The sequence below is a fragment of the Xanthobacteraceae bacterium genome (assembly GCA_019454205.1).
Classification (GTDB): Bacteria; Pseudomonadota; Alphaproteobacteria; order Rhizobiales; family Xanthobacteraceae.
This window is the reverse complement of the sequence record CP075369.1, coordinates 588,237-612,819: the sequence shown is the minus strand read 5'-3', so window position 1 is coordinate 612,819 and position 24,583 is coordinate 588,237. Positions and strand designations below refer to the sequence as shown.

Genomic DNA, 24,583 nt, shown 5'->3' with positions numbered 1-24,583 from the left:
CCTCACCGGGCCATGACCTCGCGGTCGTAGCGGTCGATAATTTTGCTGAGATCGTCTCCGAGAGCGCGATAGTCGACAACGTAGTTGTTGGATACGTCGATCAGGATCGGCTTGATTGAATCCGGAGGCTGCGCCTTCGAGTTTGCCGGCGCGGAGCCGAGCGCCCTGGAGAGAAGCTCCTGCGACTCGACCGAAAGGACGAAGTTGATGAACTCAAGCGCTTCTTTCTTCTTCTTCGTACCGGCAACGATTGTAATCGGCGTTTCTGCAACAAGTGCGGGCTTCGGGATTACGAATCCGTACTTGCTGCCCGGCCCGAGATGCGGAACGACGTTGGGCATAATGCCCCAGGCAACCAGCGCAACCTCGCCAGACTCAATCAAGCGGATCGATTGCACATTGTTCGTATAGAAGGATGCAATCGAACCTTTAAGCTTCGCAAGATTGGCAAAACCTGGATCGAGATTCTTTTCGTTACCGCCGTTAATGACAGCTGCCATCAGAGGGAAGTAACCAGGATCAAAAGTCGCGGCGGGAGCCGCTATCTTGCCCTTCAGACGCGGATCCCAAAGGTCCTTCCATTCCTTCGGCTCGAAGGGAACGAGGTCCTTACGATAGAAAATGCCACGCTGTGAGACCCATGCCGTAATGGCGTGTGAGAAGATAAGATTCTTGTTCACATCCGCCGCGTTAGGAATCTGCGCGGTATCGAGCGGCTCGAGCACTTTCGCATCGAGCGCACGGATGTAATTGATCATGTTTGTAGTCCAGAGATCGACGTCGGGATTAGCCTTCTGCGCAATAAGTCGCGCGATGCCCGCGTCACCCCCGCCCTGAGTGATGACCGTCACTTCCTTGCCGGTCTTCTCTTTGTATTTCGCCGCCAGTTCCTGAAACGTTTTCTGCCAGACCCCGCCCCAGGTCATCAGAACGAGCGGCTCGGCACGTGCTGAGCCATTTGCCAGTGCCGCAATGCCTAGAAAACTGGCCAAAATCCAAGTCGTTATCTTCTTCATTGGATCCCTCTCCCAACGAGTAAACGCAGCTTATGTATTAAATACTGCATACATATTTTGATAGAGTCAAACGAGATTCATAGTTTTGCAGTGCAGCATGAAGGCAGATAAGCGCATAAAATAACATCTTTTGCACTACGGCACGTCTGAGGGGATAGAAGCTGACCACAAAATTGTATACTGTCCTCGAAACAAGGGACTATTTTGTATGCAATCTATGATCGATGTTTTTAGCAATGGCCGACCAGAGCCGGCGTGGCGCAATGCGTATCGACAGTTGCGAATGGCAATTATCAATCGCGAGCTGACACCAAGGGTGCGGCTGATTGAGACTGATCTGGCTCAAACACTCGGCATTAGCCGAACTCCACTTCGCGAAGCGCTCGCACGTCTTGAAGTCGATGGACTCGTTACGGCTGCAAAGAGCGGTGGCTATGCGGTCTCAGATATGCGGGAGGATTTGTTCGACGCATACGATCTTCGCGCTGCGATCGAAGGATATGGAGCTAGGCTGGCCGCGGAGCGTATCAACGATGAGGAAATCAAACGATTACGCCAAAATGTGACCGTTAGCCAAGCCGTCGCCCTCTCCGATCGTCTTAAGCGCGCACAGCTCAACATCGAATTCCACGAAATTATTGTGTCGGCTACGCGCTCGCCAAAGATTATCCACGCTTTCACGAACATTCGCGATCTCATTCTAACCGACGAAGATATGACTCTGCACTCGGAGGAAGCGCATCGGCGCTTTATTCGTGAGCATGACCTGATCGCGTCGGCCATTGAAATGCGCGATAGCGAAATAGCCGATCGCTTAATGCGAAAACACCTGCTCAGCGCGCGCGAATTGTTGCTGCAGCGACCAAGCCCCAACGATACGAATTCCGGAGAATACTGAGATGAAATTCGGCATTGCGATGCCATCCCGTCTCCCCATTCAGGGGCAGATGAAATTAGCACAGACCTGCGACCAGAATGACATCTCTGTTTGGGTTCCGGACGAGCGATTTTTCCGCGATGTTTTCGTTACGATGGCTGGCATCGCAACTGCCACAACGAAAACTACAATAGGCACCGGCGTCACTGACCCACTTGTTCGTCATCCGCTTCTGACGGCAACGGCAATGGCTAGTCTGCATGAGCTCTCTGGGCAACGCGCGATTATGGGAATCGGTGCCGGCATTAGCGGCTTCGACGCTATGGGCATCCAGCGTATTAGTCCAGCAACGGCTCTGCGAGATGCTGTGAAGGTTTGCCGCCAGTTCTGGAACGACGAACCCGTAACGTATGAAGGTAAGACCTTCGTCGCGAAGAATGCACATATGCATTTCAAGTCGAAACAAGTGCCCGTCTATGTAGCAGGTCGTGGACCGCAGATTCTAGCTGCGGGCGGCGAGATGGGCGACGGAATTATTATCGGTCACTTCACGTCCAAACCCGGCATCGGCTTCTGCCAAGAGAACATTGAAAGAGGGTTGTTGAAGCGAGATTCTACTATGGCGAAGCCTGAGATAGCCCTATGGGCATATACGTCCGTCTGCAAAGACGGAACGCTCGCGCGAAATGCTGTGAAGCCGGCGATCGGTCGGACACTAAAGTCCACGCCTGAGGTCCTTGAGCTTTTTGGCGTCAAAGCACCTGGCCTGCTCGATGAAATCAATCGTTTCGGATACGCTCGCTCGCGCGAATACGACGAAGCCATGTGGGCTGCGGTCCCCGATGACCTAACACTTCATCTTTCAATTTCAGGAACTCCGAAGGAGTGCATCGAACAACTGCAGCGAATTGCTGACTGCGGAGTCACACACGTCATAGCACTGCCCTACCCGGCTGAAGGCTTAGACCCGGTAGAAATGTCAGAGCTCCTTCGTAATGAAGTTTTTCCGGCTGCTCGGGGCTTCTAAGGAGCGATAATGGCGCTTAAGCAAGTCATAGATAGCTACGAATTACTCGATAGCGCACATATCGATGGTGAGAAGGTTCGCCAATTTCTTGAGAGCGCTGGTGTCGAAAACATCGCAGTAAAGCGGATTTCGTCAGCGACGCACCATACCGACTTCATACAGATCGTTTGCAAAGGCAGCGATGCCACTGCTCCTAAACTCGGAATTATCGGTAAGCTTGGCGGGATTGGCGCACGTCCAACCCAGATAGGCATTGTATCGGATGCCGATGGCGCGATCGCGGTAGTTGCGCTTGCTTTAAAGATCACGGCAATGAAAAAGGCTGGTGACCAGCTTCCCGGCGACGTGATCCTATCGACGCATATCTGCCCCGCTGCGCCGACCCGTCCGCATCATCCCGTGCCATTTATGTCGTCTCCTGTAGACCGCGACACATTATGCAGGGCTGAAATCCACCCCGAGATGAGCGCGATTCTCAGTATCGATACTTCGCGCGGCAATCGTCTTGTTAATGCGAAGGGAATTGCGATTACGCCGACCGTTCTCGATGGCTACATTCTTCCAGTAAGCTATGATCTCGTCGATGTACTCGAGCGCGTCACCGCACGGCACGCGCTTACATTTCCGCTCTCGACCCAAGACATTACGCCCTACGCCAACAATCTATTCCACATCAACTCAATCATGCAGCCCGCAGCTTATGCGGATGTTCCGGTTGTTGGGTTGGCAATTACCGCAGAAACCGCCGTACCTGGTTGCGCTACTGGAGCAACTCAGCTCGATGACATCGAGGCAGCTTGTCGCTTTTCTCTTGAAGTCGCGAAGGCGTACGGCGCAAAGCAGTGTTCGTTCTACGACGCCAAAGAGTTCACTCTGCTTAAAGAACTCTACGGCTCGATGGCGCAACTTAAAGCGAAGTAGCAAGTGTTATGCGGATCGAATTTCGCATCAATGGAATCGACCGATCGTTGCAGCTATCGGACAATGAGATGCTGGCGAACGTGCTACGCGATCGTTTGGAGCTTAAGGGAACAAAGATCGGCTGCGGCAATGGTGAATGCGGGGCGTGCACGGTGCACGTCGATGGTGAAGCGGTATGTTCTTGCCTCTATCCTGCTTACCGCGTAGCGGGACGCTCAGTTACCACCATTGAGGGACTATCGACGGAAAGCAATTTATCTGTCGTTCAGGATGCCTTTGTTCGCCATGGAGCCGTTCAATGCGGCTTTTGCACGGGCGGAATGATTATGAGCGCTAGTGCTTTGCTCGCAACAAATTCCAATCCAAGTGAAGCCGAAATTACACACGCCCTGGCTGGCAACATCTGCCGTTGCACAGGCTATCGCCAGATCATCGATGCGGTGCTTGACGCCAGTGGGCAAAGTAAACTGAACAGCGAACGCTCATGAGTGGGTTACGGGAAGTCGGAAAGCGCCACCATCAAGCCGGCATCGAGATGCGGGTACGTGGGAGTTCTGTTTACACGCATGATGTAGCGCTACCGGGCATGCTGTTCGGCGCAATCCTCCGCAGCCCACATCCGCATGCAAAGATATTATCTGTCGATACGTCTGCCGCCCGTAAGTTGCTGGGCGTCCATGCGGTTATTACCAGCGAAGATTTTAAAGACCGCCGCTATTATCAGCTTGGCGGCAGTTATTCTGATCGCCGCCCGCTCGCGAAAGAGAAGGTTCGCTTCTGGGGCGAGGAGGTGGCTGCTGTCGCAGCAGAGACATTAGCAATCGCGGAGCAGGCATGCTCTTTAATTGCGGTCGAGTACCAAGTGCTTGCGCCAACATTTACGCCCGACGATGCGCTCGGTGCACAGGCGCTTGAGATTCACGGTCGTGAAAATGCTCCTGCCGGAAAAAATCTTGCGATTCGATTTTCGGCAAACTACGGCAACGTTGCGGAAGCTTTGTCCAAGGCGAGTTTCGTGCTCGAGGACGAATTCCAGCATGGCATTGTCGCGCCTGCTTGCATGGAAACTAACGGTACAGTAGCGGACTTTAATTCCGCGGAAGGCAAGCTCGATCTCTGGACTGCAACGCAAGCGCCCTACTTCATACGAAAAGAAGTCGCGCATGTTGTTGGCCTAGATGAGAAGAACGTGCGTATTCGCGCCGTCGAAGTCGGCGGCGGCTTCGGTGGAAAATCTAAGATCTGCGAGCAGGAGGCGCTCGCAGCAATGCTGTCGATAAAGGCCAAGAGGCCTGTCAAAATTACGCTCAATCGGCACGAAGAGTTTATCAGCGGTAAAACTGATCATGCCAAGCGCATCAAGATCAAGACGGCTGTTGCAGAAGACGGACGTATCTTAAACCGCCATGTCTCAGTTCAGATCGATAATGGCGCTTACACCGCTTACGCACCGACCTACGTAGGAGCGTCTCGACAGCGGACTACTTGTCTCTATCGCGTTGATACCGCGCACTACGACTGCGATCTCGTCTACACGAATAAAGTCCCGGGCGGTCAGTATAGAGGGATGGGTGCGCCCCATACGATTTGGGCAATCGAAAGCCACATGGACGAGATCGCCCTGCGGTTAAACCGTGACCCACTTGAATATCGAATCGCACAAGCCAATCAGTCCGGAGATGTGACTCCGTTAAAGTGGCGCATAACTACATGCGGACTAACCGAGTGTCTTCAAGAAGCTGGGCGGATCATCGGGTGGGATGAAAAGCGGGAGGCATCGACCGCGATGCGCGGTGTCGGCATTGCTTCAATGATTCATCCCAGTGGTGGCGTCATCTACCAAGAGGGCAATTTCTCTAATTCCCGCATTGAACTAACCGCGGATGGTCGTTTGATCGTGCATACGCAAACGGCGGATACCGGCACGTGGCAGAATACGACGCTTGCGCAGATTGCCGCCGAAGCACTCGGAGTTAGCACCAAGGATGTTTCTGTTTCCCACATGGATACGGACGAGGCTCCAGCTGACCTCGGGAGTGCCGCATCGCGTGTTACGTTCGTCACAGGAAATGCAACACTCATCGCTGCCGAAAATCTGAAGGCAAAAATTATTGCTGGCCTATCGCGCCAATGGAATTGCGGTGTTCCGGATATTGCTCTTGAAGGTGGAATCGCACGTCAAACGAATGAACCTGATCGTGCTGCCGACCTACGCGAGATCGCGCGGATCGTTGGGCGACTTGACGCTGAAGGTTATTTCAGTACTCCGGGTGAGCGCCCTGATCCGAAGACAGGTGAAGGCAATTATGCAGCGACCTATGTTTTCGGTGCGCAAGCTGCGGAAGTTGAGGTTGATCGCAACACCGGCCGCATTTCTGTACTACGTATGGCTGTCGCACAGGATGTGGGACGTGCGCTCAATCCAACTGCTGTCGAAGGGCAGATTTATGGTGGGGTGCTGCAAGGAATCGGGATGGCCTTGCAGGAGGAAATGGTTTTCGAGGAAGGCCGGCCAGTCAATGCTTCCTTCCTTGACTACGCAGTACCTCGGATTGGCAGCACACCGCAGATCGACATCTCGCTGGTCGAGACGAATGATCCACTCGGTCCGTACGGCGCGAAAGCCGGCGCTGAGCCCACAATCAATGCGACAATAGCGGCAATTGCCAATGCAGTATTTCACGCGACAGGAATTCGCTTCAAAGAATTGCCAATGTCGCCAGATCGGGTGCTCGCTGCGCTTGAGAAGAAGGATGGCAAGAAGCCCGCCTTAAAACCGTGGAAGCGGCCCTACAATGCCGAAGTCGCGACCGTTCGCGCGATGTACCCAGATGTCGTATTTCCTGCACTGCGGAAGGTAGGTACCAAATTTGCTCGTGTGCCTCAAAAGTCGAAACGACCGCGCATTTTAGTGCCCAATGACACCAGCGAATTGCTCGATTTGCTTTCGAATAGCGAGGTGAAAACCCGTATTGTTGCCGGCGGCACGGACATTTTTGTTGGTCTACGGCAAGGCATCTACGATCCTGATCAACTGATCGATGTTAGCCACTTGTCTGAAATGCAGGGTATTTCTCTGCTACAGAGCGAAACTTCAACCCTTCGTATCGGCGCGGCTACCTCGCTCGATAAGATTGCAAACAACACACTAGCTGCTAAGCACTTTCCATCGCTTGTGACCTGCATAAACTTGATTGCAACACCGCAAATTCGGCGTGTTGCGACTATTGCCGGGGATCTTTGCCAGGAAAAACGTTGCTGGTTTTTCCGCAGCGCTCTTCCTTGCTACAAGCTTGGCGGTCCCACCTGCCCTTGTTTCGCTGTGTTGGGCGACAATCGCCATCATTCAATTAATGGCGCAAAACGTTGCGCTGCTCCGAATCCTTCAGACCTCGCGCCATTGCTTTCCTCTCTTAACGCCCGCGCGAAACTGATCGGGGCAGCAGGTGTGCGCTATATACCCGTTGAGGATCTTTATCTCTGGTCGGGGCTCACCAAGGTCGGTCGCGGCGAAGTGGTCGAAGCGATCGAAATTCCGCTGATATCCAACACAACTGCTTCATTCGAAAAGTTTGGCTTGCGACAAGGTGACTTCGCCGAGGCTTCAGTCGCAGTACAGGCTCAGTGGTCCAGCAGCATAGTTCGTTCTCTTCGCATTTTTGCCGGCGCGGTATCACCCTTGCCTTTGCGCGCCGAAAAGGCCGAGGCGTTGCTTATCGGCACGAAGCTCGAAGAAAATATTGTCGCGCAAGCTGCCGCGACGATTGTGGAAGGAAGCCTTCCGCTTCACGATAATCACTACAAAGTTCCGCTTCTAATTAACCTGACGAAGCAGGCACTGCTTGCCGCGAAGCAAGAATCCATGACACTTCCGAAGCTATAAAAGGTGTGATTATGACTGACAAGAACCCCGCCGTAGCTGCCTACGCAGAGCAATTTAAGAGTGACGCTGTTTGGATCGACGCATTCGAAAGCCGAATGAAACGTCTTGAGGCCGGCGAGTTGGACGAGAAATCGCGCGAATTAGTCTTCGTCGTTGGACACCTGATCAATAATTACGGCGAGGCTGCAAAGTATCACCAGCAGCGCGCCCGTCGCGCTGGCGCGAATGATGACGACTTCCGCCTAATCCTGAAAATCCTCGATTTCTATCGCGGACTTCGTATATTTCAAGATGCGCAGAAGCTCGTGTCGATTTGGCGTACAGGTAACTTCCCGGAACTTAAAGCTCCGATTTCTGGCTCTACCGCCGAGATTTATCAGAAGATCGTGGAGAGCCGGACTTACATAGCTAACGGCTTTCGCGTTTATGGAGCAGACGGCGAGTGGCTGAAACTCTATTTACAGCGTTCCGATGCAGTCAAAAAGTCGCCGAAAACACTTGACGAACGTCTTGTGCAGCTAATTTCGATGGCGATCACACTCAAGAACCATCGCTATTCGAACAACTGGAACGATGGATGTATTCAAGTTCACGAAGATAAATCGCGAGCGCTCGGCACGAGCCCACAGCAAATTCTTGAAGTAGTTCAAATTCTGGAGATCTGCGACTCGCTGTTCACCGCTTATCAAGGGCAAACGCTGCTTGAACTGAATACCAACTAATACGTCTTGTAACCAACGAAGGAGCTCCGTTTCGCCGGAGCTCCTTTTTTATTTCTAAAAGTCTTGTTCTAGGAATTATCTGGCACAGCGTACTTCTTCGCTCTTCCAGCTTTGAAATAGGAATACGTAGTGTAAATAACAACTAAGGCTGTAACGCCGATGATTACGGCGGAGATAGGCCGTGAGACGATTATGCCGATGTTTCCGTCACCCATAAGCAAAGCCTGACGCAACGATGTATCCATAATGCCTGCAAGAATGAAAGCCATTGCGAATGGCCCGGGATCAAGCGCCGCTTTGCGCAAGACGTAACCTGCGCCGCCAGCAATCATAAGAAGCCCCACATCGCCCCAATTACTGCGAAGGCTATACGTACCAAAGATCGCGACAAGTAAAACTGTGGGACCAAGAATCCATACTGGCACCCGTAGCAACTGAACCCATAATCCAACTAGCGGTAAATTCAGGATTAGCAGCATTACGTTGCCGACATACATTGACGCAATAACGCCCCAGAAAATATCTGGGTGTTTTACAAGCATCAACGGCCCCGGCTGGACCTTCTGAATAAGCAAACCAGCAAACAGAACGGCAGTAACCGCATTTCCCGGTAAGCCAAGTGTCAGCAAAGGCACGAACGAGGACGATGCCGCTGCATTATTCGCAGATTCCGGCCCTGCTACACCGGCAATCGCTCCTTTTCCGAACTTCTCTGGAGTTTTCGAGAGCTTTTTCTCGACCGTGTAACTAAGCAGCGAGCCAAGGATCGCGCCCCCGCCAGGAATCAATCCGACAAGAAACCCTAGAACTGAGCCTCGAGCGATTGCTCCAGATGACTCTTTCCATTCTTCTCGATTGGGTAATAGACGGCCAATTTTTGAAGTCAGAAGCGACAGAGATCCCCTCTGTTCAAGGTTGTAAAGAATTTCCCCAAGTCCAAATAGACCCATAAGCAATGGGACGAGATCAATGCCGTCTGCAAGTGACGGCACACCAAGGGCAAATCTTTCTACGCCTGTTATCGTGTCTGTGCCGACTAGACCGAAGAGAATTCCCAGTAGGACCATACAGAGCCCACGAGCAGGCGAGCCTCCACCAATCGTTGCACTAAGAACCAGACCGAAAATTGCGAGCGCAAAGTATTCTGGGGGGCCAAAGGAGACTGCGAACTTCGCAAAAGCCGGTCCTACAAAGCTGAGCGCAACAACTGCCAAAGTTCCGGCAATAAAGGACCCGATCGCGGCGATTGATAATGCAGGGCCGGCTCTGCCCTGTTTTGCCATCTCGTAACCATCGATACACGTAATTACGGACGCGGCTTCGCCTGGAACGCGTAATAGAATGGAAGTTGTCGATCCCCCGTACATTGCTCCGTAATAAATCGACGCCAGCATAATGATTGCGCCGAGCGGATCGCCTGCTTGAAATGTCAGTGGCAGCAGGACCGCAATCGTCGTTATCGGTCCAAGACCGGGTAGCACGCCTACTAAAGTCCCCAGCAGACAACCTATGAAGGCGTACATAAGGTTCTGCGGCAATACTGCCAGCGAGAGCCCATAAAATATTTGCTGTAAAGATTCGAGCATTACCAGACCGGAAGAAAAGGCATCGGGACGCGCAACAGGTACACGAATAGCACCCAGCCGAACGCCACGAGAAAACCGCTAAGTAGCAGGCCACCGAGAATATTTTTGCGCTCGAAAATTGTTGTCCAAGCAACAATAAAAGTTATGGTTGGGATGAGAAAACCTACATAAGGCAAGATAACGCCGTAGACGCACAGCAAGATAATTGCGATTAGCGGGTTCCTGTCGAACCGCTCTCCATCGTCTACTTTCTCACGTAAGACCAAGTATAAGATCGGAAAAATTATACAAGCAGTTACGAATGGGAGGAGGCCCGGCCCTGGACCTTCGTCGGTCCAGAAACCGAGCCGCCACGAAGCGACGCCAAACGCAACGGCCGTGATTGCTATCAATCCAACCGCAACGTTGATCGGACGCTCGTAAGTACCAAACATCTTACTTCTGCGAGCTTTCGATCAATTCCCGAGCGAGAGAATACTCGCTCTCGACCAGCTTTTTAACTTCCGCACCCGGCAGGTCGACGACCTGCATTGCTAGATTTTTCATTGTTTCTTGGAATGCCTTATCGCTGAGAGCCTTGCGAAACGCGCTCTCGAGCTTTGCTCTGATATCTTCAGGTAATCCCTTTGGACCAATGATTGCCTGCACAGACCGCAGCGACTTGAAACCGAGTTCGGAAAATGTCGGAACGTCCGGATAAACGGCGGAACGATTTACCGAAGAAACAGCGAGAAGGCGCATCTGTTTGCTTTCGATAAATGGCGCCCAGACCGACGTCTCCATGATGAAGTCGACATGAGCGCCTAGTAATGCTGGCGCTGACGCTGCCGATCCTTGCTGCGGTACGTGAACGAACTTCGTTTTAGAGTCGCGTTGTAGAGCTAAAATCGTGAGGTGTTGCGTCGTGCCAACACCAGCGGTGCCATATTTGAGCTTTCCAGGACTGGTCCGGCCCACATCGAGCAGATCACTTAATTTTTTGTAGGGCGAGTCTTGAAGAACTGCGATGCCGATAAGATTGTCGCCATAATAACTAATGTAGGAGAAATCATTGATCGGGTCGAAGGAAAGCTGACGCCCCTGAAGCTGAACGAGGTAGCCTGTGCTGGAGAGCGTGCCAATCGTATAACCATCCGGATTTGCCTTGGCGAGTTCAGCCATCCCGATCGTTGTCGATGCACCGGGTCGATTAATGACAATGATGGGTTGGCCCAAGTACGCTTCAGCTGCTTTTGCAAGAACTCGCGCAGTCTGGTCGGTGCTTCCGCCTACCGCCCAAGGTACAATTAGGGTAATGGGTTTATCCGGATATTCGGCATTCGCAGATTGCGAAGCCAGCGTGCAGACTGCAATTAGCGCTAGCATTACTCGTTTGAGCATCATGTTGAACTCCTATCGTTTACGATTCGAGTGAGTGAGCACTACTGAACTTTTATTCGTCTACTTAATCGCAAACATCATTTCGATTTCCGTCGCTGAATTTAGTGGAAGCGCACTACAGCCTATCGCACTCCGCGTATGTCGCCCTGCTTCGCCCAGTGCGGTCACGACTAGATCAGACGCGCCGTTTATGACTGCCGGCTGCTGATAGAAATCCTGACCACAACTAACAAAGCCGCCAATGCGTATGCAGCGAACAATTCTATCGAGATCACCAAGAGCCGCTTTTGCCTGACCAAATGCGTTTAAAGCGCAAAGCTGAGCGGAGAGCTTTGCATCTTCGATGCCTATCTCTTCGCCGACGCGACCCTGATAGCGGAGCTTGCCAGACTCGAACGGAAGCTGGCCAGACAAAAAGAGTAGATTGTCATGCACAAGCGCAGCGACATAGTTCGCAACGCTTGGCTGCGCCAGCGGAATTTCAAAACCTGCGTCACGTAAACGTTGTTCGATTAGGGACATTTCGGTCGTTCCTTTAATAGGAACATCGTTCTCACTTGCTCTCTTTTCCTACCTCTTCACCCTTGCGATTGCAACGACTTCAACCTGCACAGAAACGGAAATTTGCCGCGTGAGGCAGCAAAGAATCCGCGCTATTTATGCTGCGTTCTCGGCGCGCCTAACCGCAGCGACACACGTTCTGCTGACTCCTTGATCATCTTGCATAAGTCGTTGATCGCTTTTGTCGTAAGTTTTTGCCGCGGCACTGCGCCGCTGATCGCACCGATGGTTTCACCTTGCGAATTGCGGATAGCTGCACCGACCGCAAAAACATTCTCGATGTTTTCTTCGTCGCTAATCGCGTATCCAACCCGCCTGCACTCTTCGAGGTCCTTGGCGATCGCATTGAATGTTCGCCGTGTTTTTTTTGTAAGGCCTAAGTACGGTGCAGCACCCAACAACTCTACAGCTTCCTTATCGGTCTTTCCTGACAGCACCGCTTTTCCAAGTGCAGTTGAATGAAGATAAGTCGTTGATCCGGGCGAATTTGTAATCTTGATTGGAGCGCCACTCTGCACTGCAGCGAGGTACACAATGGCACGATCTCGCAAGACACCAAGAAAACTGTTGACGTGATTTTGGTCAGCGAGCCAGCGTAGTTCCGGCGAAGCCGCCGCATTCAAGTCAATGTTAGAAATGAAAGTAGATCCGATCTGGAATGTTTTATAGCCAATTTTCCAGCGCGATGATTCTAAGGATTTTTCGATAAAGCCCGATTCTGAAAGAGAATTGATCAAGCGTTGCGCCATGCTCGGCGCCACCTTCAGCTGCCTCGCGATATCGCGAACACCGACTTCTCCTTGCCTTCCCAAAAGTTCGAGAATGTTCAATGCTCGCGTTACGGTCTGACTCGATTTACCTGCTTGTGGCATTTTACCGTTTTCCTCTTAGTACTTCGCAGCCACAGCATGGCTTGAGGCCGCCTGCAATTTTTTCCATTCTAAATAATCTTCCGGTTCATCAATATCGAAAGCAAGTGCAGGTATTCGCCGGGTCGAAAGACTCCAGCCATGCTCGGCAGCCGTTTGCAGGTGCTTGGCAAAGCTCCCCTCGCCGTAGGCAAACGGAAATTCAAGTAGAGTCTGCCCACGTATGGCGAGAACGTTTGTTCCGCGCTCCCTTCGATCAGGTACGATAGTGATTTCGGCCGTCTCTTCGGCCGCGGATTGAATTGTAGCCTTTGTCGCGAGCGGAAGATCGATAGGCAGCACGATGATTTGGTCCCAATGCGCTGTCTTGATCAATTCTTCCCGAATGCCAAACAGCGCGCTATTCAGATCGGGCCACTCCTTTCCGTAAGTCTTAACTCCTGTGCCTTTGGCAATCTGCCCGGCTGCAACGTCGGCGCTGACAAGAAACACGTTTGCGGTGCCAGCCAAATCAACTGCTAGGCTCAACGTATTAATAAGAAGATCGCGGCAGAGCGCCTCGCGCTCGCTCGCATCAAGCAAAGGAGAAAGCCGCGACTTGCCGAATGCAAGCGACTTGCAAGGTATCAGCACGAGCGGCATGGAACTCATCGCTTGTCCACTGCACCGGAGAACTGCAAGGCTTGTTCGGCGAGCGTTATGCGGTCTGCGTCCGTTTTCATGATGGTGTTGGTTACGCGAACTGCCATTCCGATTGCTTCGATCTCCGGCTTTAGATTTTCGTCGCTGCTGTCGATCAGCAAGCCGTCGATCAGTCCGCGATAGTGCAGCGCGACGGTTAGTGCTGAGGGGTGATGCCCCAGCTCTTTCATGATTTTTGCGGCCGGCCCCTTGATCGCCATACCGGCGACAATCGGAGAAACAGCGACAATCGGCGCTCCAAGGTGTTTCAGCCAGTCTCGAACTCCGCCTACGCTCAAGATCGGATCGATGCTGAGATAAGGATTTGAGGGACAGATCACCACGGCCTTGAGCGATGCCGGCCGGGTTTGCAAAAGCTGTTCGTTCAGCCTTGCGTTGCTCGCTCCACGAAACTCAATGCGGTCTACGACCGGCTCGCATTGCAATCGTACGAAGTACTCTTGAAACGGAATTGCGAGATCGCCGCTATAAATGATTGTCTGCACAGCATCGTCCGACATCGGTAGCACGTTCGCGCTAACTTTGTATGCTTTGCAAAGCTGCTGCGTTACAAGCGACAGCCTGTGGCCTTCGGCAAAGCGCCTCGTACGAAGCGTGTGTGTCGCAATATCGCGGTCGCCAAGCTTGAACCATATCGGCCCGCCTAACCGTTCTAACTGGGCCATGAAGTTCCAAGTCTCGCCTTCTATACCCCAACCTTGTGATCTGTTCGCGACACCGGCCAGTGTGTACATTACCGTATCGAGATCAGGCGAAATACGCAGGCCGAGATGCTCGAAATCGTCCGCGGTGTTGACGAGAACTGTCAGCTCATCTCTCTTTATACATTGCAGTCCGAAGGCGAGCTTCGCCCCGCCGACGCCGCCGGCCAGCGCCAGAACGTGTTTCCGCTCGTTACTCACCTGAAAAGATCTTTGTTCTTCGGGCGCAGCAGCGCGCTGCTATCAGCGTCGCGACGCAAGACGGCGCCACCGGTCGCATGCACGATCGGCCAACCTTCGGATGCCTGCCCCATCACGAGTGAAGCTGCTGCCGCAAGTTCGTCACCCCAGCCTACTTCCGTCGTTTCGAGACGACGTCCGAACAGATCGGGTTTGCCGCGAAGATCGAGCAGCGTTTCTACGCCGCTTGAGCCGATGAGTGTGCCGACTGTGCCGTTGCGCCAAGCGCGGCCAATGCTGTCAATCACCATGACGCCCACATCGCGCTGCGCACGGCGGCCAAACTCTTTCCGGATTTTTCCCGCCGATCCATCGGGATCAACCGGCAGCAACAGCGCATGTTCCTCGCCGCCTATGTTGGAACGATCGATACCGGCATTTGCCAGCACAAGACCCAGACGATGCACTACGACGATAACACCCGGAATCGCGCGAAGAACTTCGCTGGACTCGGACAAAACTAGTTCGATAATCCGCGGATCCTTCTCGGTGATCCCGGCAAGTTCGACAGCTTTGGCCGAGGGAGTAACCGAATCCAGGCGTACAAGCCGGCCTTCCGCTTTCGAGACGATCTTCTGCGCGAATACGAGTATGTCGCCGTTTTGCAGCGACACATCTGACGCCTTCGCAGCGTCGAGCGCGATCGCCACAAGATCATCGCCGTCCCGAACCTTCGGAACGCCCTCAAGAGGTGTCAACTTCAAGCCACGCATCGGCCGCTTCACCTCGAAGGAACAGGTTACAACATTCGTCTAAATTATCACACCTTTGCCATCACATCCTTGGCAAACCACTCGATCTGATCATTCATCTCGTTGACGCTATCGGCCGGGAACATCAGCGCGCTGCAATGGTCGATGCCGATCGACTTAAACTTCGCAACCTTTTCGAGAATGACATCGGGGGAGCCGACCAGATTGGCGATTACCTGATGGCTAAGATCGCGGCCAGTATACGCCAAGGACACGCGGTGCGCGACCAGACCGCTTTCCATATACCGCTTTTCAGCTGCTTCCATGGTCTTGTCGATCGTGACTGAGAACTGTGGCGCGATCTCGATATCCGCGGGGTTGCGGCCAAGCTCGGTGGCTCGCTCCTTCAATTTCTTTATGCGGTCTTCCATTTCCGCAATGGGGCGCCAGCCCGGCAGCCAGCCTTGCCCGTAGCGCGCCGCGCGCTCAACCGCCTCTAGATTGTGCCCGCCGATATAGAGCGGGAAGGGCTGCTTCCGGCTCTTCGGAAACATTTCAACGTTCTTGAACGAGTAGTACTTCCCTTCGAAACTCGCGCTCTTGTCGTTGAAGAGCATTTCGAGCGATTTCAGTCCTTCATCCATCATGTCGCCGCGACGCGATTTCGCCGCTCGCGAACCAGCCCAGGCCTGAAACTCCTCGCGATAGGCACCTAAACCAACCGCCAAAATGAAACGGCCGTTCGACATTTGATCAAGAGTGATGACTTGCTTAGCAAGGTAAACGGGATCCCGCATCGGCAATACGCATAGCGCAGTGCCAAGCTTAAGTTTCGTCGTGACAGCGCCGATCGCTGCGAGCACGACAAGTGGCTCGTAGAAATTCGGCGGATTGTCCGGGAACAGACCTCTTACATAGTCCTGCGTGGTAATGTGGTCGTTACCCCACACCGAATCGTAGCCGAGGCGCTCGCAGAGTTTGCCTTGTTCGATAAAGTCTTCGGGCCCTGCGAATGGAATGGGATACATCACTCCTTCAAATCCGGTGGAAAGGCATACGCTGAATTTCATGACTGTTTCCTACCTATCTTGAGAATTCTGGAGACTTGCTCTGCGTCCCGCACACCGGCGATGATGATGTTGTCGAGGCCAGCTCGGTGATATGCTTCAAAGCATTCGTTCAGCTGTTGCGGACTTCCGCTTGCTGTATGATGTCGCACGATGTCGTCCGTGATCAGCAACTCCGCTGTCTTCCAATCGTTTGCAAGAACCGCCTCGTTCAGCTTCGACTGGTCGAGCTTGCTTCCCGCCACGTCGAGGTTTGCCTTGTGGTGCGAACCGCGAAGCAAGATAGCAAGCACTCGGCGAAGCCTATCGTTGGCTTTCTTTTCATCATCATCCACTGATGAATAAACGAGGCCGTGCGCCCTGACGCGGCGTCCCTTTGCACCGCGTCGAACATGATCAAGTGTCTGCTCTACAAACTGCATCGACGCGCCGGCGCTTATCAGCACGCCGTCCGCTTCGGCCCCCGCGAGTTCCAACATCCCCGGACCGGACGCTGCAAGTACGATTGGTACGTTGCGCGCACCCGTGACGAGTGAGCGAGAAAGAATCGAGAAGTGTTCACCTTCAAAATGCACTGTCTCACCTCGGAAAAGTGCCTTTGTCAGCTTTAGCGCTTCTCGCGCCATCTTGAGGGGTTTAGACCCGTCGATCGAAAGCGCATTCAGATCGGCCGGCGCACCAACGCCGAAACACAGCGTGACACGGCCGGGAAACATCTCATCGAGGGTGGCCGCGGCCATTGCCGCTTGCACCGGATGCACGGTCAGAGGGCTAATTGCCATCAAGACAACATTCATTCGCTTCGTGTGGCTTAGCGAGACGGCGGAGAGTGAAATCGGGTCGCGCAAGAACAGGTGATTTGCGATCCAAATCGACTGCGCGCGGCCCTCCTCAGCCGCAGCCAGTTTCTCGAGGAACTGCTGCGAGGTATCGCGGCCATCTGATGATACAGACAACTCAAACAAGACTTTTTACCGCCTCTAGAATCTTGATGTAACCGGTGCACCGACAAATGTTGCCGCGTAGAAAGTGCCTGATCTCTTCCTCACTCGCGGAGGGCTTGAGTTCCAGAAGCGCAGTCGTCGCCAGCACCATGCCCGATGTGCAGAAACCGCACTGCATCGCCGCATGATCGATAAATGCCTGCTGCACGCGGTTCAGCTTTCCTTCCTTTGCAAGTCCCTCAATCGTAGTGACAGTCTTCCCATCGGTGTCCATCGCAAGCGTCGTGCAACTACTCACGGGGAGTCCGTCGACGAGCACCGTGCAGGCACCGCATACTTCAACGTCGCAGGAGCGCTTCGTCCCCTTCAGTTTGCAACGATCACGCAACACGTCGACCAGCAATTCGGACGAGTCGATTGTTAGTTTGGTGACTGCGCCGTTCAGCGTAAGCGAAATAGTATGGGTATCAGGCATCTGCGTACCCTTTAGCGCTGGCAGAATCGCACGCCGCATGAATTGCCCGCTGTATCAGCACCGCTGCGAGGTGCTGCTTGTAGTCCGCACTCCCGTGCAAATCGCTGGATGCTGCGATTTTCGATGCGAAGTTCTCGGCAGCGCCCGGCAACACATCGCGAAGCGAGGAAGGAGGCGTACCCGCGATTGCAGCTTCCAAATCGTGAGCGTGTATCGGATGGTCTCCGATTGCTCCGAACCAGAGCCGATAAACCGACTTCCCCTCATGCATTACAATTCCCGCCGACGCGCCTACTGCGGGACGCTCGAGATGGCCGAACTTGCGATAGGCGTAGCCGGCATCCGTGCCCGTTACCGGAAGGCGGATTTCGGTGATCAGTTCATTCTCCTCGCGAAGCGTGGTGAACTCGCTCACGATGAATTCGCGCATCGAAACGGCGCGCGAGCCTCCTGCGGACGCCAACGTAACCGATGCACCCATGGCCGCGAGCATCGACGGAGGGTCCGAATGAGGCTCCGCAAACGCGAGATTTCCTGCGAGCGTACCTGCTGCGCGTACGCGAATGTTGGCGACGCCTTCGCTCAAGGCAGCGTAAGCAGGCGCTTTCGCCTTTACGAGATCGCTATTTGCGATCTGATGATGGGTCGTTAGCGCACCGATTACGAGATTTTGGCCCTCGATACGAATTCCCGACAATTCTTTCACGCGCTTGATGTCGATGAGGTGTTCGTAGCGCAAGACCCGCGCCTTAAGCGCAAGCAGGAGTTCCGTGCCGCCCGCATAAACGGCCGCGTCATCGCCAAATTTCGCAAGCACCTCGAAGACGCCTGCAAGGTCGGTCGGCCGATGATGCGTGAACGGAGCGAGATACACTTCAGACCTGCGCGAGCTGTTCTTTGATACGACGTTCGAATTCGACGAAATTCTCTTCGGCCTTCTTCTTGATGACGGAGTAGCCGAGGGACGCCAGCCGCCCCGCGACGGCAAGCTGCGCATTCACCGAGAATTTGCTGGCGCCTGCGTCAACGCGCTCGACCTTGACCGAAAGGCTGATCGTCAGAGTAGTCCCGGTAAATTTGTCTTTTCCGGTTGCCGCTGCGTTCACGTACGAAGGCTCTTCATAGTTCTCGACATTGATCTGCGCCGGCACTTCAAGCTTGAAGGGACCAATTTTCTGCTTCATTACCGCGCTGTATGATTTCAATTTCTCCTGCTGTTCGATCTTCTCGCAGCCGGGGATGCACGCGGCCATGCGCTCGATGTCGATCATCAGCGTCCAGATACGATCGGGCGTGGTCGGCAGCGTGGCTTCGAAACTGAAGTCCATTTTTTTAGCGCCCCTTCTTGTCGCGGATTGCGCGCCACACGCGCTCAGGGGTCAAAGGCAAGTCGCGAATTCTGACGCCGTAACCGGCAGCAAGCGCATTTGCGACCGCGGGCGCGACGGGAAGGATTGCGCCCTCGCCCATGCCGCGCATTCCTCCGGGTCCAGGTCCCGTACCGCTTTCGATCAGAACCGTGACGAAATTCTTCGGCACTTCGTCAATAGTCGGAACGTGATAGTCGATCATCGTTGCATTGATCGGCTGACCGTCCTGATAGACGAGTTCCTCGCTTAGCGTGTGACCAAGTCCCATCACTGACGCGCCTTCGTCCTGGCCTTCCGCGCCAGCGCGATTCACTGCGCGACCTACATCGGCAACGCTTACGTAGTGGCGCACTTTGATCTCGCCGGTGTCCTCGTCGACCGCGACAGCGCATTGGCCGGCCGCGGTTTCCCAGAACAGCGGCGCTTGTACGAGTCGGCCGTTTTTCGAATGGGGCGAGACGCGGCCGACGCTTACAATCTCGCCGCTGTCGATACCGAAATACGCGTGAAGAAGTTCACTGAACGTTTTCTTTTGGTTTCCCACCGTAATGCCGCCCTCGCACAATTCAACCGACTGCGGATCGACGTCAAGCACCACGCCGGCAATTTCCGCTACCTGACGTTTGATGTCCTGTGCGGCGTCTTCTATTGCGAGACCCATCATCAGCGACGAGCGGCTTGCGCCCGTTCCCCAATCGAACGGCGCAATTGCCGTATCTGGCGTGAGCACCTCGATTGCACGGGCCGGTTGTTTCAATTGTTCTGCGGCGAGTTTGCGAAGCACCTCGCGCACGCCTTGCCCGATCTCGACGCTGTTCGAGACCACCGCGACCGAGCCGTCAATTTTGAGTCGCATAAGGACCGACGACACTGCCATGATTCCGGGATCGGAAATTCCGAGCGCGGTGCCGCAATACGTCTTTCGTTCGTCGTCCAGAGCACGAAGCCGTTTCATTTCCTGGTTCGCGATATCCATGGCTTCACCCATTTCGACATCGATCGGACGAAGATCCGGCCGCACATGCTCCCCGCGACGAAGCAAATTACGATTGCGAAGCTCGATCGGATCGAGATTCAGCGCTTCCGCAATCTCATCCATTTGCGACTCTGAAGCCCAGACCGCTTGCGGTCCGCCGATAGACCGGAAGGCGGCGCCAGGAACGGTGTTCGTGTAGACCGCGGCGCTCTCAAGTTTCAGGTTCGGTATTCGGTACGGACCAATCGCGCGGTTGGCTGCCTTCACAGCTACAGCGGGGCCCGTGTCTGCGTAAGCGCCGCCATTCATCAAGACGCGAACCGATTTCGCGAGGATTGTGCCGTCGCTCCGCACTCCGGTTTTGACATAAATGGTTGCGCTCAAGCGGCGCGCGGTCAGCATCGACTCGGAAATGGAAAGACATACGCGAACCGGCCGACGCACTTTCCACGCGAGCGCTGCAACCAGCGGATCGATTTTCACCGAAGCCTTACCGCCAAAGCCGCCACCGACATTCGGCGAGATCACGCGGATACGCGCGAGCGGCATTTCGAAGACGCGCGAAAGGACTTTCTGAATAGCCGTCGGCGCCTGGCCGCAACTCCACACGGTAAGGCTGTCGCCATGGAACGATGCAATTACGCAATGCGGCTCCATTGCGTAGTGGAAGACCATTGGAAATTCGTACTTGGCATCGAAGCAGCGGTCTGCTTGCGAGAACGCCTTTTCGACGTCGCCGTGTTCGTAGCCGTAGCGCTGAAATATATTCGTTCCGGCTACCGGTTTCGCTTCGCCTTTGAAGTAGAAATCCTTGATAGTCTCGTGCTTTTCATGAACGAGGGGTGCGGACGGCTCAAGGGCTTCAGAGGCTTCGGTAACAAAGGGCAAGATCTCATATCCGACTGAGATGGCTTCGACCGCTTCTTCCGCAATGCGCTCGTCTTCGGCTGCCACTATCGCCACCGGCTCGCCGACGTAGCGGACGCAATCAATTGCAATCACCGGCCGGTCTTTTAGAAAGAGACCCCAATGATTGTTCAAGGACGCAACATCCGCGCCGGTCAGGACTTCGATCACGCCCGGAATAGCGAGGGCCGCGGTAGCATCGATACTCTTTATTACGGCGTGCGGGTGTGGACTGCGCAGGATCTTGCCGTGGACCATTCCCGGCACTTCGACATCGGTGATGTATTCCGTACGGCCTGTGACCTTATCCACGAAGTCGGACTGTGGAGCCGAGGCGCGACTAGACATCGACGACCCCCGGCCTTGCCTGCCACAAAATATGAAATGCGCTGATAAGCAAACCGCTACCTCGCCGACGGAAAGATGTTGCGCTTGACGAGATTGCGTATGGCTTCGTCGAAGTCTCCAGGCACGGTGATCAACTCGTCCTGATACTTCGCCGTCGTCGCGGTATCCTTCAAACCGCTGGCGGTCAGCAGCGTGACCACCGTTTCTTTCGCAGTGATCGCCCCACGCTCTTTGAGCCTCTCGACCGCAACGAGGGTCGCTGCTGAGGACGGCTCGACATAAAGCCCTTCCTCGCCTGCGAGTCGGCTTTGCCAACGCATCATTTCGTCGTTCGTAACAGTCATCGCGACTCCCCTCGAACGGCGGAGGATATAGAGCGCCTGATGCGTTGCCTGCGTCGCACCGATGGAAACGGCGACGGTGTCGTGCGTTTTCGGCATGTCGTTCGGAGCGTCAGCATTCTCGGCCATCGCACGCTCGAGCGAACCGTAAATTTCAGCCGCGGCGAAGCGCGGCATCCGGTCGGTCCATCCGAAGGCCATCATGTCTTCGAAACCTCGCCACATACCTACGAGGGCATCGCCGTAGCAGACCGGGAGCACACACCAGTCGGGAACGCGCCAATCCAGTTGCTCCGCAATTTCATAAGCAAGTGTCTTGTAGCCGTCGATGCCGAGCGGATTGCTGCCAGCAACCGGACCGAAGAAGGGCGACGTCGGAAACCATCCGAAATTCCGCACTGCGTGCTCCATGAGAGTCCAACGGTCTTTCTTGTTTTCGACCGCAATCACCTGCGCGCCATAAGCGCGCATTTGATGCAACATAGGACCGCTCGTTCCCTTGAACGTGAATACTACACAGGGAATTTTTGCCTTCGCGGCGTAAGCCGCCGCGGCAGCTCCTGCATTTCCGGACGAACTCGATACGATCACTTTCGCGCTGAGTTTCTTTGCCGAAGATACCGCAAGACAAGCAAGGCGATCTTTGAAGGACCAAGTAGGATTTCTGCTCTCGTCCTTTCCATAGACATTCTTCATGCCTAGCGCGGAAGCGATCGTTTCGAGCCTGTGAAGAGGACTGTAACCCTCACCGAGACTAACAGCCTCGCTCGGGGAAACAGGAAGCACGTCGCCATAACGCCAGAGCGTTCGCGGCGCGTTGGCTGCAGGTTTCTCCCGCTTCACCCTCAACGAATTGTCATACGAGACTACGAGGTTACTGCGAACCTTAGGACGGCACTTTGGGCAGTCTCGATCGTAGTGATCGAAAGCGTATTCTGTTGCGCAGCGGACGCATTGCAGCCCGACAGCATGGCCCATCAGATTACTCGCAGCTTCGCATTCGTCAGCATGAACGAGTCGACGCCATCGCGCGTTACGACGAGCGTATCTTCCACCTGCAAACCCGCGAAACCCATTTCGTAGTAGGGAGTTTCTACGCAGATCACCATACCTTCCTCAAAGCTCTCGGAATTGGAAGGCGCAATATTCGGCGCGTCGTAACCGTCAAGGCCGATACCATGGCCGATGTGGCTGCGTTGATAATGCGGGATGCCTTCGCGCTGCACCGCTCCGACCGCCGCCTCAAATACATCTGCGACTTTCACACCGGGCTTGATCATATCGATTGCCTTGTACATGCCGACGCAGATCGCATTGTGATAGCGGATGGTCTTCTGGTCCGGTTCACCGATGATGCCGTTGCGCGCTATGTCCGCGCGGTAGTGGCGATACCGTCCGCCGACGTCGAAGCGGATAATGGCACCGCGCTTTATCTTCGTGTCGTTCGGCTGCACATTTGTCATTGCACCGCGATCGCCCACGCCGATGCAACCGAGCACCGGCAGGCCACCTTCCTCGATCGTCTTGCAGTGAAACGCGCGTGCAAGATCCATTTCGGTTTTGCCCTCGCGGGCGATGTCGAGCGCCGCGGTGATCGACATGTCGGCGATCTGAGCTGATTTACGGAGGCGGCTGATCTCTTCCTTCGTCTTGATGGCACGCGCGTAGCGAAACACGCTTGACGCTCTCACTAGCTTCGCGTTTGGAAGTAGTTCAGCAAGCTTGTCCCAGTACTCCGGAAGTATGCCGATTTCGTCGATCCCGATCGTTGCGGACTGGAGCCCGCGGTCCTTGATGGCCCTTGCGAGAGAACCAACGGCATCGCCGTCATCTTCTTGATCGAGGATTTCCTGGATGCGCTTGTCGTGACCCGCAAGCGTCACCCCTGGTGTGGCATTGACGATGAACTTTCCAAACCTGCGCACATCTTTGACCCAGACTTCAGGATCAGCCGCGAGATCGACGAGACCCGTACTCGTGATGGCCACTGCGTCATCGAGATTAGCTGCCGGCGTCAGAACATAAGCCTGCGGTCCACGGCGAATCCACTGACTCATCGCCCAGAAGCCGCTCGTGTAAGTGACATTCTCCGGCGTTGTCGCGACCAAAGCATCGAGACCGCCATGCTTCATGCCAGCAAGGAGCCGGTCGGCGTTCATTAGCATTTACGGCGTTCCCTATAATGAAAATCCATCGAATAGAACCTTAGTGTTCCTTTTTTAGGAACAGTGTTCTAGATTTATTATTTATAGGCAGCGGCTCGCTTCACCGTCAAGAAGTGCGGTGGCGCTCGGATATCTCAATATTCAGCAGTTTCAATCGCTAAAAGTCGTCAGATGGGCGCTTACTTCTCAACGTAATCGCTCGGTCCCGTTGCAACGCTTGCAACCTTGGCCATCGAAACAATCTCACCAAGACCCGCGTAATTAGGTCCGCCGATACGGCATGCAGGCCGCAAGGCACGCGTATCGATCTTGTTGTTCTTACACAGGCCGTCACGGATGTGAAAGGCCAGCACTTCGCCTACAAGAAACTTCGAACCTGATCTACCAAAAGCGATGTCGTGTCTAAGGACGCATTCCATACTTACTGGCGTGTCAGCGAGGCGCGGGACGGGAATGTGGTCACTGGGCACCGTCTTCAAACCGAGCAAGGTAGTTTCGCTAACGTTGTGTGGATGCGCGACAGCACTAAGGTGAATTTGCTCGATCATTGTCTCGTCGCCGATATTCACAACGAAACTTTTCTGCTCAAGAATATTTCGACCAGTGTCTTTCTGACTACCGTCGCGTAACCCGACGTTGATGCCGAGCATCGGAGGACTCGAAGACACAAAGGTAAAGCAACTGAATGGCGCCAAATTGACAATGCCTTCAGCCGAGTGCGTCGTTACCCAAGCAATTGGACGCGGCACTACAATACCAGTGAGTAGTCGATATATTTCCTGGGGCTGCAACGGTGCCGGATCAATTTTCATTT

General features: G+C 54.2%; 24 protein-coding genes. 6 read left to right on the top strand and 18 right to left on the bottom strand.

Features of this window, described 5'->3' with window-relative positions; genetic code table 11:
- Positions 1–2: 2 nt before the first annotated feature.
- Positions 3–1,016, bottom strand: a complete 1,014-nt coding sequence (locus KF794_02965; GenBank protein ID QYK45675.1) for an extracellular solute-binding protein — start codon at positions 1,014–1,016, stop codon at positions 3–5.
- 217 nt (positions 1,017–1,233) lie between these two features.
- On the opposite strand from KF794_02965, the gene KF794_02960 reads away from it, so the two are divergent.
- From KF794_02960 to KF794_02935, 6 genes are read left to right on the top strand one after another with little or no spacing between them, the layout of a single operon-like run.
- Entirely contained in the window at positions 1,234–1,914 is a 681-nt protein-coding gene (locus KF794_02960) for a GntR family transcriptional regulator (GenBank protein ID QYK45674.1), read from the top strand.
- Between the two features lies 1 nt (position 1,915).
- Positions 1,916–2,920, top strand: coding sequence for an LLM class flavin-dependent oxidoreductase (locus KF794_02955; protein QYK45673.1), 1,005 nt, complete (start codon positions 1,916–1,918; stop codon positions 2,918–2,920).
- Between the two features lie 9 nt (positions 2,921–2,929).
- Positions 2,930–3,841, top strand: a complete 912-nt coding sequence (locus KF794_02950) for a DUF1177 domain-containing protein (GenBank protein ID QYK45672.1) — start codon at positions 2,930–2,932, stop codon at positions 3,839–3,841.
- An 8-nt stretch (positions 3,842–3,849) separates the two neighbouring features.
- Positions 3,850–4,329, top strand: coding sequence for a (2Fe-2S)-binding protein (locus KF794_02945; GenBank protein ID QYK45671.1), 480 nt, complete (start codon positions 3,850–3,852; stop codon positions 4,327–4,329).
- Positions 4,326–7,724 carry a molybdopterin-dependent oxidoreductase gene (locus KF794_02940; protein QYK45670.1) on the top strand — a complete coding sequence of 1,133 codons (3,399 nt, stop codon included), beginning with the start codon at positions 4,326–4,328 and terminating at the stop codon, positions 7,722–7,724. The genes KF794_02945 and KF794_02940 overlap by 4 nt, the downstream gene beginning before the upstream one ends.
- An 11-nt stretch (positions 7,725–7,735) precedes the next feature.
- Complete coding sequence (locus KF794_02935; GenBank protein QYK45669.1) at positions 7,736–8,446, top strand: carboxymuconolactone decarboxylase family protein; 711 nt, start codon at positions 7,736–7,738, stop codon at positions 8,444–8,446.
- Positions 8,447–8,514: 68 nt separating this feature from the next.
- Here KF794_02935 and KF794_02930 read toward each other — a convergent pair whose 3' ends face one another.
- The 17 genes from KF794_02930 to KF794_02850 all read right to left on the bottom strand — a co-directional run bounded on the left by KF794_02930 (position 8,515) and on the right by KF794_02850 (position 24,581).
- The gene (locus tag KF794_02930; protein QYK45668.1) at positions 8,515–10,032 is read right to left on the bottom strand and encodes a tripartite tricarboxylate transporter permease; all 1,518 of its coding nucleotides are present in this window, start codon (positions 10,030–10,032) and stop codon (positions 8,515–8,517) included.
- Positions 10,032–10,466 carry a tripartite tricarboxylate transporter TctB family protein gene (locus KF794_02925; GenBank protein ID QYK45667.1) on the bottom strand — a complete coding sequence of 145 codons (435 nt, stop codon included), beginning with the start codon at positions 10,464–10,466 and terminating at the stop codon, positions 10,032–10,034. Before KF794_02925 ends, KF794_02930 begins: the two co-directional genes overlap by 1 nt.
- A 1-nt stretch (position 10,467) precedes the next feature.
- Positions 10,468–11,415 carry a tripartite tricarboxylate transporter substrate binding protein gene (locus KF794_02920; protein QYK45666.1) on the bottom strand — a complete coding sequence of 316 codons (948 nt, stop codon included), beginning with the start codon at positions 11,413–11,415 and terminating at the stop codon, positions 10,468–10,470.
- A gap of 57 nt (positions 11,416–11,472) precedes the next feature.
- Positions 11,473–11,934: a RidA family protein gene (locus KF794_02915; protein ID QYK45665.1), complete on the bottom strand. Its 462-nt coding sequence runs from the start codon at positions 11,932–11,934 to the stop codon at positions 11,473–11,475.
- A gap of 131 nt (positions 11,935–12,065) precedes the next feature.
- Positions 12,066–12,845, bottom strand: coding sequence for an IclR family transcriptional regulator (locus tag KF794_02910; protein ID QYK45664.1), 780 nt, complete (start codon positions 12,843–12,845; stop codon positions 12,066–12,068).
- Positions 12,846–12,860: 15 nt separating this feature from the next.
- Positions 12,861–13,484 (bottom strand): 2-phospho-L-lactate guanylyltransferase, encoded by a 624-nt coding sequence (gene cofC / locus KF794_02905; GenBank protein ID QYK45663.1) that lies wholly within the window; start codon positions 13,482–13,484, stop codon positions 12,861–12,863.
- A gap of 5 nt (positions 13,485–13,489) precedes the next feature.
- Positions 13,490–14,446: a 2-phospho-L-lactate transferase gene (locus tag KF794_02900; protein QYK45662.1), complete on the bottom strand. Its 957-nt coding sequence runs from the start codon at positions 14,444–14,446 to the stop codon at positions 13,490–13,492.
- Entirely contained in the window at positions 14,443–15,198 is a 756-nt protein-coding gene (gene cofE, locus KF794_02895; protein QYK45661.1) for a coenzyme F420-0:L-glutamate ligase, read from the bottom strand. The genes KF794_02900 and cofE overlap by 4 nt, the downstream gene beginning before the upstream one ends.
- A 47-nt stretch (positions 15,199–15,245) precedes the next feature.
- Positions 15,246–16,247, bottom strand: a complete 1,002-nt coding sequence (locus KF794_02890) for an LLM class flavin-dependent oxidoreductase (protein QYK45660.1) — start codon at positions 16,245–16,247, stop codon at positions 15,246–15,248.
- The gene (locus KF794_02885) at positions 16,244–17,209 is read right to left on the bottom strand and encodes an LLM class flavin-dependent oxidoreductase (protein QYK45659.1); all 966 of its coding nucleotides are present in this window, start codon (positions 17,207–17,209) and stop codon (positions 16,244–16,246) included. Before KF794_02885 ends, KF794_02890 begins: the two co-directional genes overlap by 4 nt.
- Positions 17,202–17,663, bottom strand: coding sequence for a (2Fe-2S)-binding protein (locus KF794_02880; protein QYK45658.1), 462 nt, complete (start codon positions 17,661–17,663; stop codon positions 17,202–17,204). Before KF794_02880 ends, KF794_02885 begins: the two co-directional genes overlap by 8 nt.
- On the bottom strand, positions 17,656–18,537 hold the full coding sequence (locus KF794_02875) for an FAD binding domain-containing protein (protein QYK45657.1): 882 nt from the start codon (positions 18,535–18,537) through the stop codon (positions 17,656–17,658). Before KF794_02875 ends, KF794_02880 begins: the two co-directional genes overlap by 8 nt.
- A 1-nt stretch (position 18,538) precedes the next feature.
- A complete protein-coding gene (locus KF794_02870; protein QYK45656.1) occupies positions 18,539–18,991 on the bottom strand; it encodes a hypothetical protein in 453 nt (150 codons plus the stop codon).
- 4 nt (positions 18,992–18,995) lie between these two features.
- Positions 18,996–21,263, bottom strand: a complete 2,268-nt coding sequence (locus KF794_02865; GenBank protein QYK46571.1) for a xanthine dehydrogenase family protein molybdopterin-binding subunit — start codon at positions 21,261–21,263, stop codon at positions 18,996–18,998.
- A 56-nt stretch (positions 21,264–21,319) separates the two neighbouring features.
- A complete protein-coding gene (locus tag KF794_02860) occupies positions 21,320–22,582 on the bottom strand; it encodes a pyridoxal-phosphate dependent enzyme (GenBank protein QYK45655.1) in 1,263 nt (420 codons plus the stop codon).
- A complete protein-coding gene (locus KF794_02855; protein QYK45654.1) occupies positions 22,582–23,769 on the bottom strand; it encodes an aminopeptidase P family protein in 1,188 nt (395 codons plus the stop codon). The genes KF794_02860 and KF794_02855 overlap by 1 nt, the downstream gene beginning before the upstream one ends.
- Before the next feature lie 179 nt (positions 23,770–23,948).
- Positions 23,949–24,581, bottom strand: coding sequence for a flavin reductase family protein (locus KF794_02850; GenBank protein QYK45653.1), 633 nt, complete (start codon positions 24,579–24,581; stop codon positions 23,949–23,951).
- Between the last annotated feature and the right edge of the window lie 2 nt (positions 24,582–24,583).

Excerpts from the sequence above, each read along its gene's own strand:
- KF794_02965 (QYK45675.1), bottom strand. The coding sequence starts at position 1,016 with ATGAAGAAGATAACGACTTGGATTTTGGCCAGTTTTCTAGGCATTGCG.
- KF794_02960 (QYK45674.1), top strand. The coding sequence starts at position 1,234 with ATGATCGATGTTTTTAGCAATGGCCGACCAGAGCCGGCGTGGCGCAAT.
- KF794_02955 (QYK45673.1), top strand. The coding sequence starts at position 1,916 with ATGAAATTCGGCATTGCGATGCCATCCCGTCTCCCCATTCAGGGGCAG.
- KF794_02950 (QYK45672.1), top strand. The coding sequence starts at position 2,930 with ATGGCGCTTAAGCAAGTCATAGATAGCTACGAATTACTCGATAGCGCA.
- KF794_02945 (QYK45671.1), top strand. The coding sequence starts at position 3,850 with ATGCGGATCGAATTTCGCATCAATGGAATCGACCGATCGTTGCAGCTA.
- KF794_02940 (QYK45670.1), top strand. The coding sequence starts at position 4,326 with ATGAGTGGGTTACGGGAAGTCGGAAAGCGCCACCATCAAGCCGGCATC.
- KF794_02935 (QYK45669.1), top strand. The coding sequence starts at position 7,736 with ATGACTGACAAGAACCCCGCCGTAGCTGCCTACGCAGAGCAATTTAAG.
- KF794_02930 (QYK45668.1), bottom strand. The coding sequence starts at position 10,032 with ATGCTCGAATCTTTACAGCAAATATTTTATGGGCTCTCGCTGGCAGTA.
- KF794_02925 (QYK45667.1), bottom strand. The coding sequence starts at position 10,466 with ATGTTTGGTACTTACGAGCGTCCGATCAACGTTGCGGTTGGATTGATA.
- KF794_02920 (QYK45666.1), bottom strand. The coding sequence starts at position 11,415 with ATGATGCTCAAACGAGTAATGCTAGCGCTAATTGCAGTCTGCACGCTG.
- KF794_02915 (QYK45665.1), bottom strand. The coding sequence starts at position 11,934 with ATGTCCCTAATCGAACAACGTTTACGTGACGCAGGTTTTGAAATTCCG.
- KF794_02910 (QYK45664.1), bottom strand. The coding sequence starts at position 12,845 with ATGCCACAAGCAGGTAAATCGAGTCAGACCGTAACGCGAGCATTGAAC.
- cofC (QYK45663.1), bottom strand. The coding sequence starts at position 13,484 with ATGCCGCTCGTGCTGATACCTTGCAAGTCGCTTGCATTCGGCAAGTCG.
- cofE (QYK45661.1), bottom strand. The coding sequence starts at position 15,198 with ATGCGTGGCTTGAAGTTGACACCTCTTGAGGGCGTTCCGAAGGTTCGG.
- KF794_02890 (QYK45660.1), bottom strand. The coding sequence starts at position 16,247 with ATGAAATTCAGCGTATGCCTTTCCACCGGATTTGAAGGAGTGATGTAT.
- KF794_02880 (QYK45658.1), bottom strand. The coding sequence starts at position 17,663 with ATGCCTGATACCCATACTATTTCGCTTACGCTGAACGGCGCAGTCACC.
- KF794_02870 (QYK45656.1), bottom strand. The coding sequence starts at position 18,991 with ATGGACTTCAGTTTCGAAGCCACGCTGCCGACCACGCCCGATCGTATC.
- KF794_02865 (QYK46571.1), bottom strand. The coding sequence starts at position 21,263 with ATGTCTAGTCGCGCCTCGGCTCCACAGTCCGACTTCGTGGATAAGGTC.
- KF794_02860 (QYK45655.1), bottom strand. The coding sequence starts at position 22,582 with ATGGGCCATGCTGTCGGGCTGCAATGCGTCCGCTGCGCAACAGAATAC.
- KF794_02855 (QYK45654.1), bottom strand. The coding sequence starts at position 23,769 with ATGCTAATGAACGCCGACCGGCTCCTTGCTGGCATGAAGCATGGCGGT.
- KF794_02850 (QYK45653.1), bottom strand. The coding sequence starts at position 24,581 with ATGAAAATTGATCCGGCACCGTTGCAGCCCCAGGAAATATATCGACTA.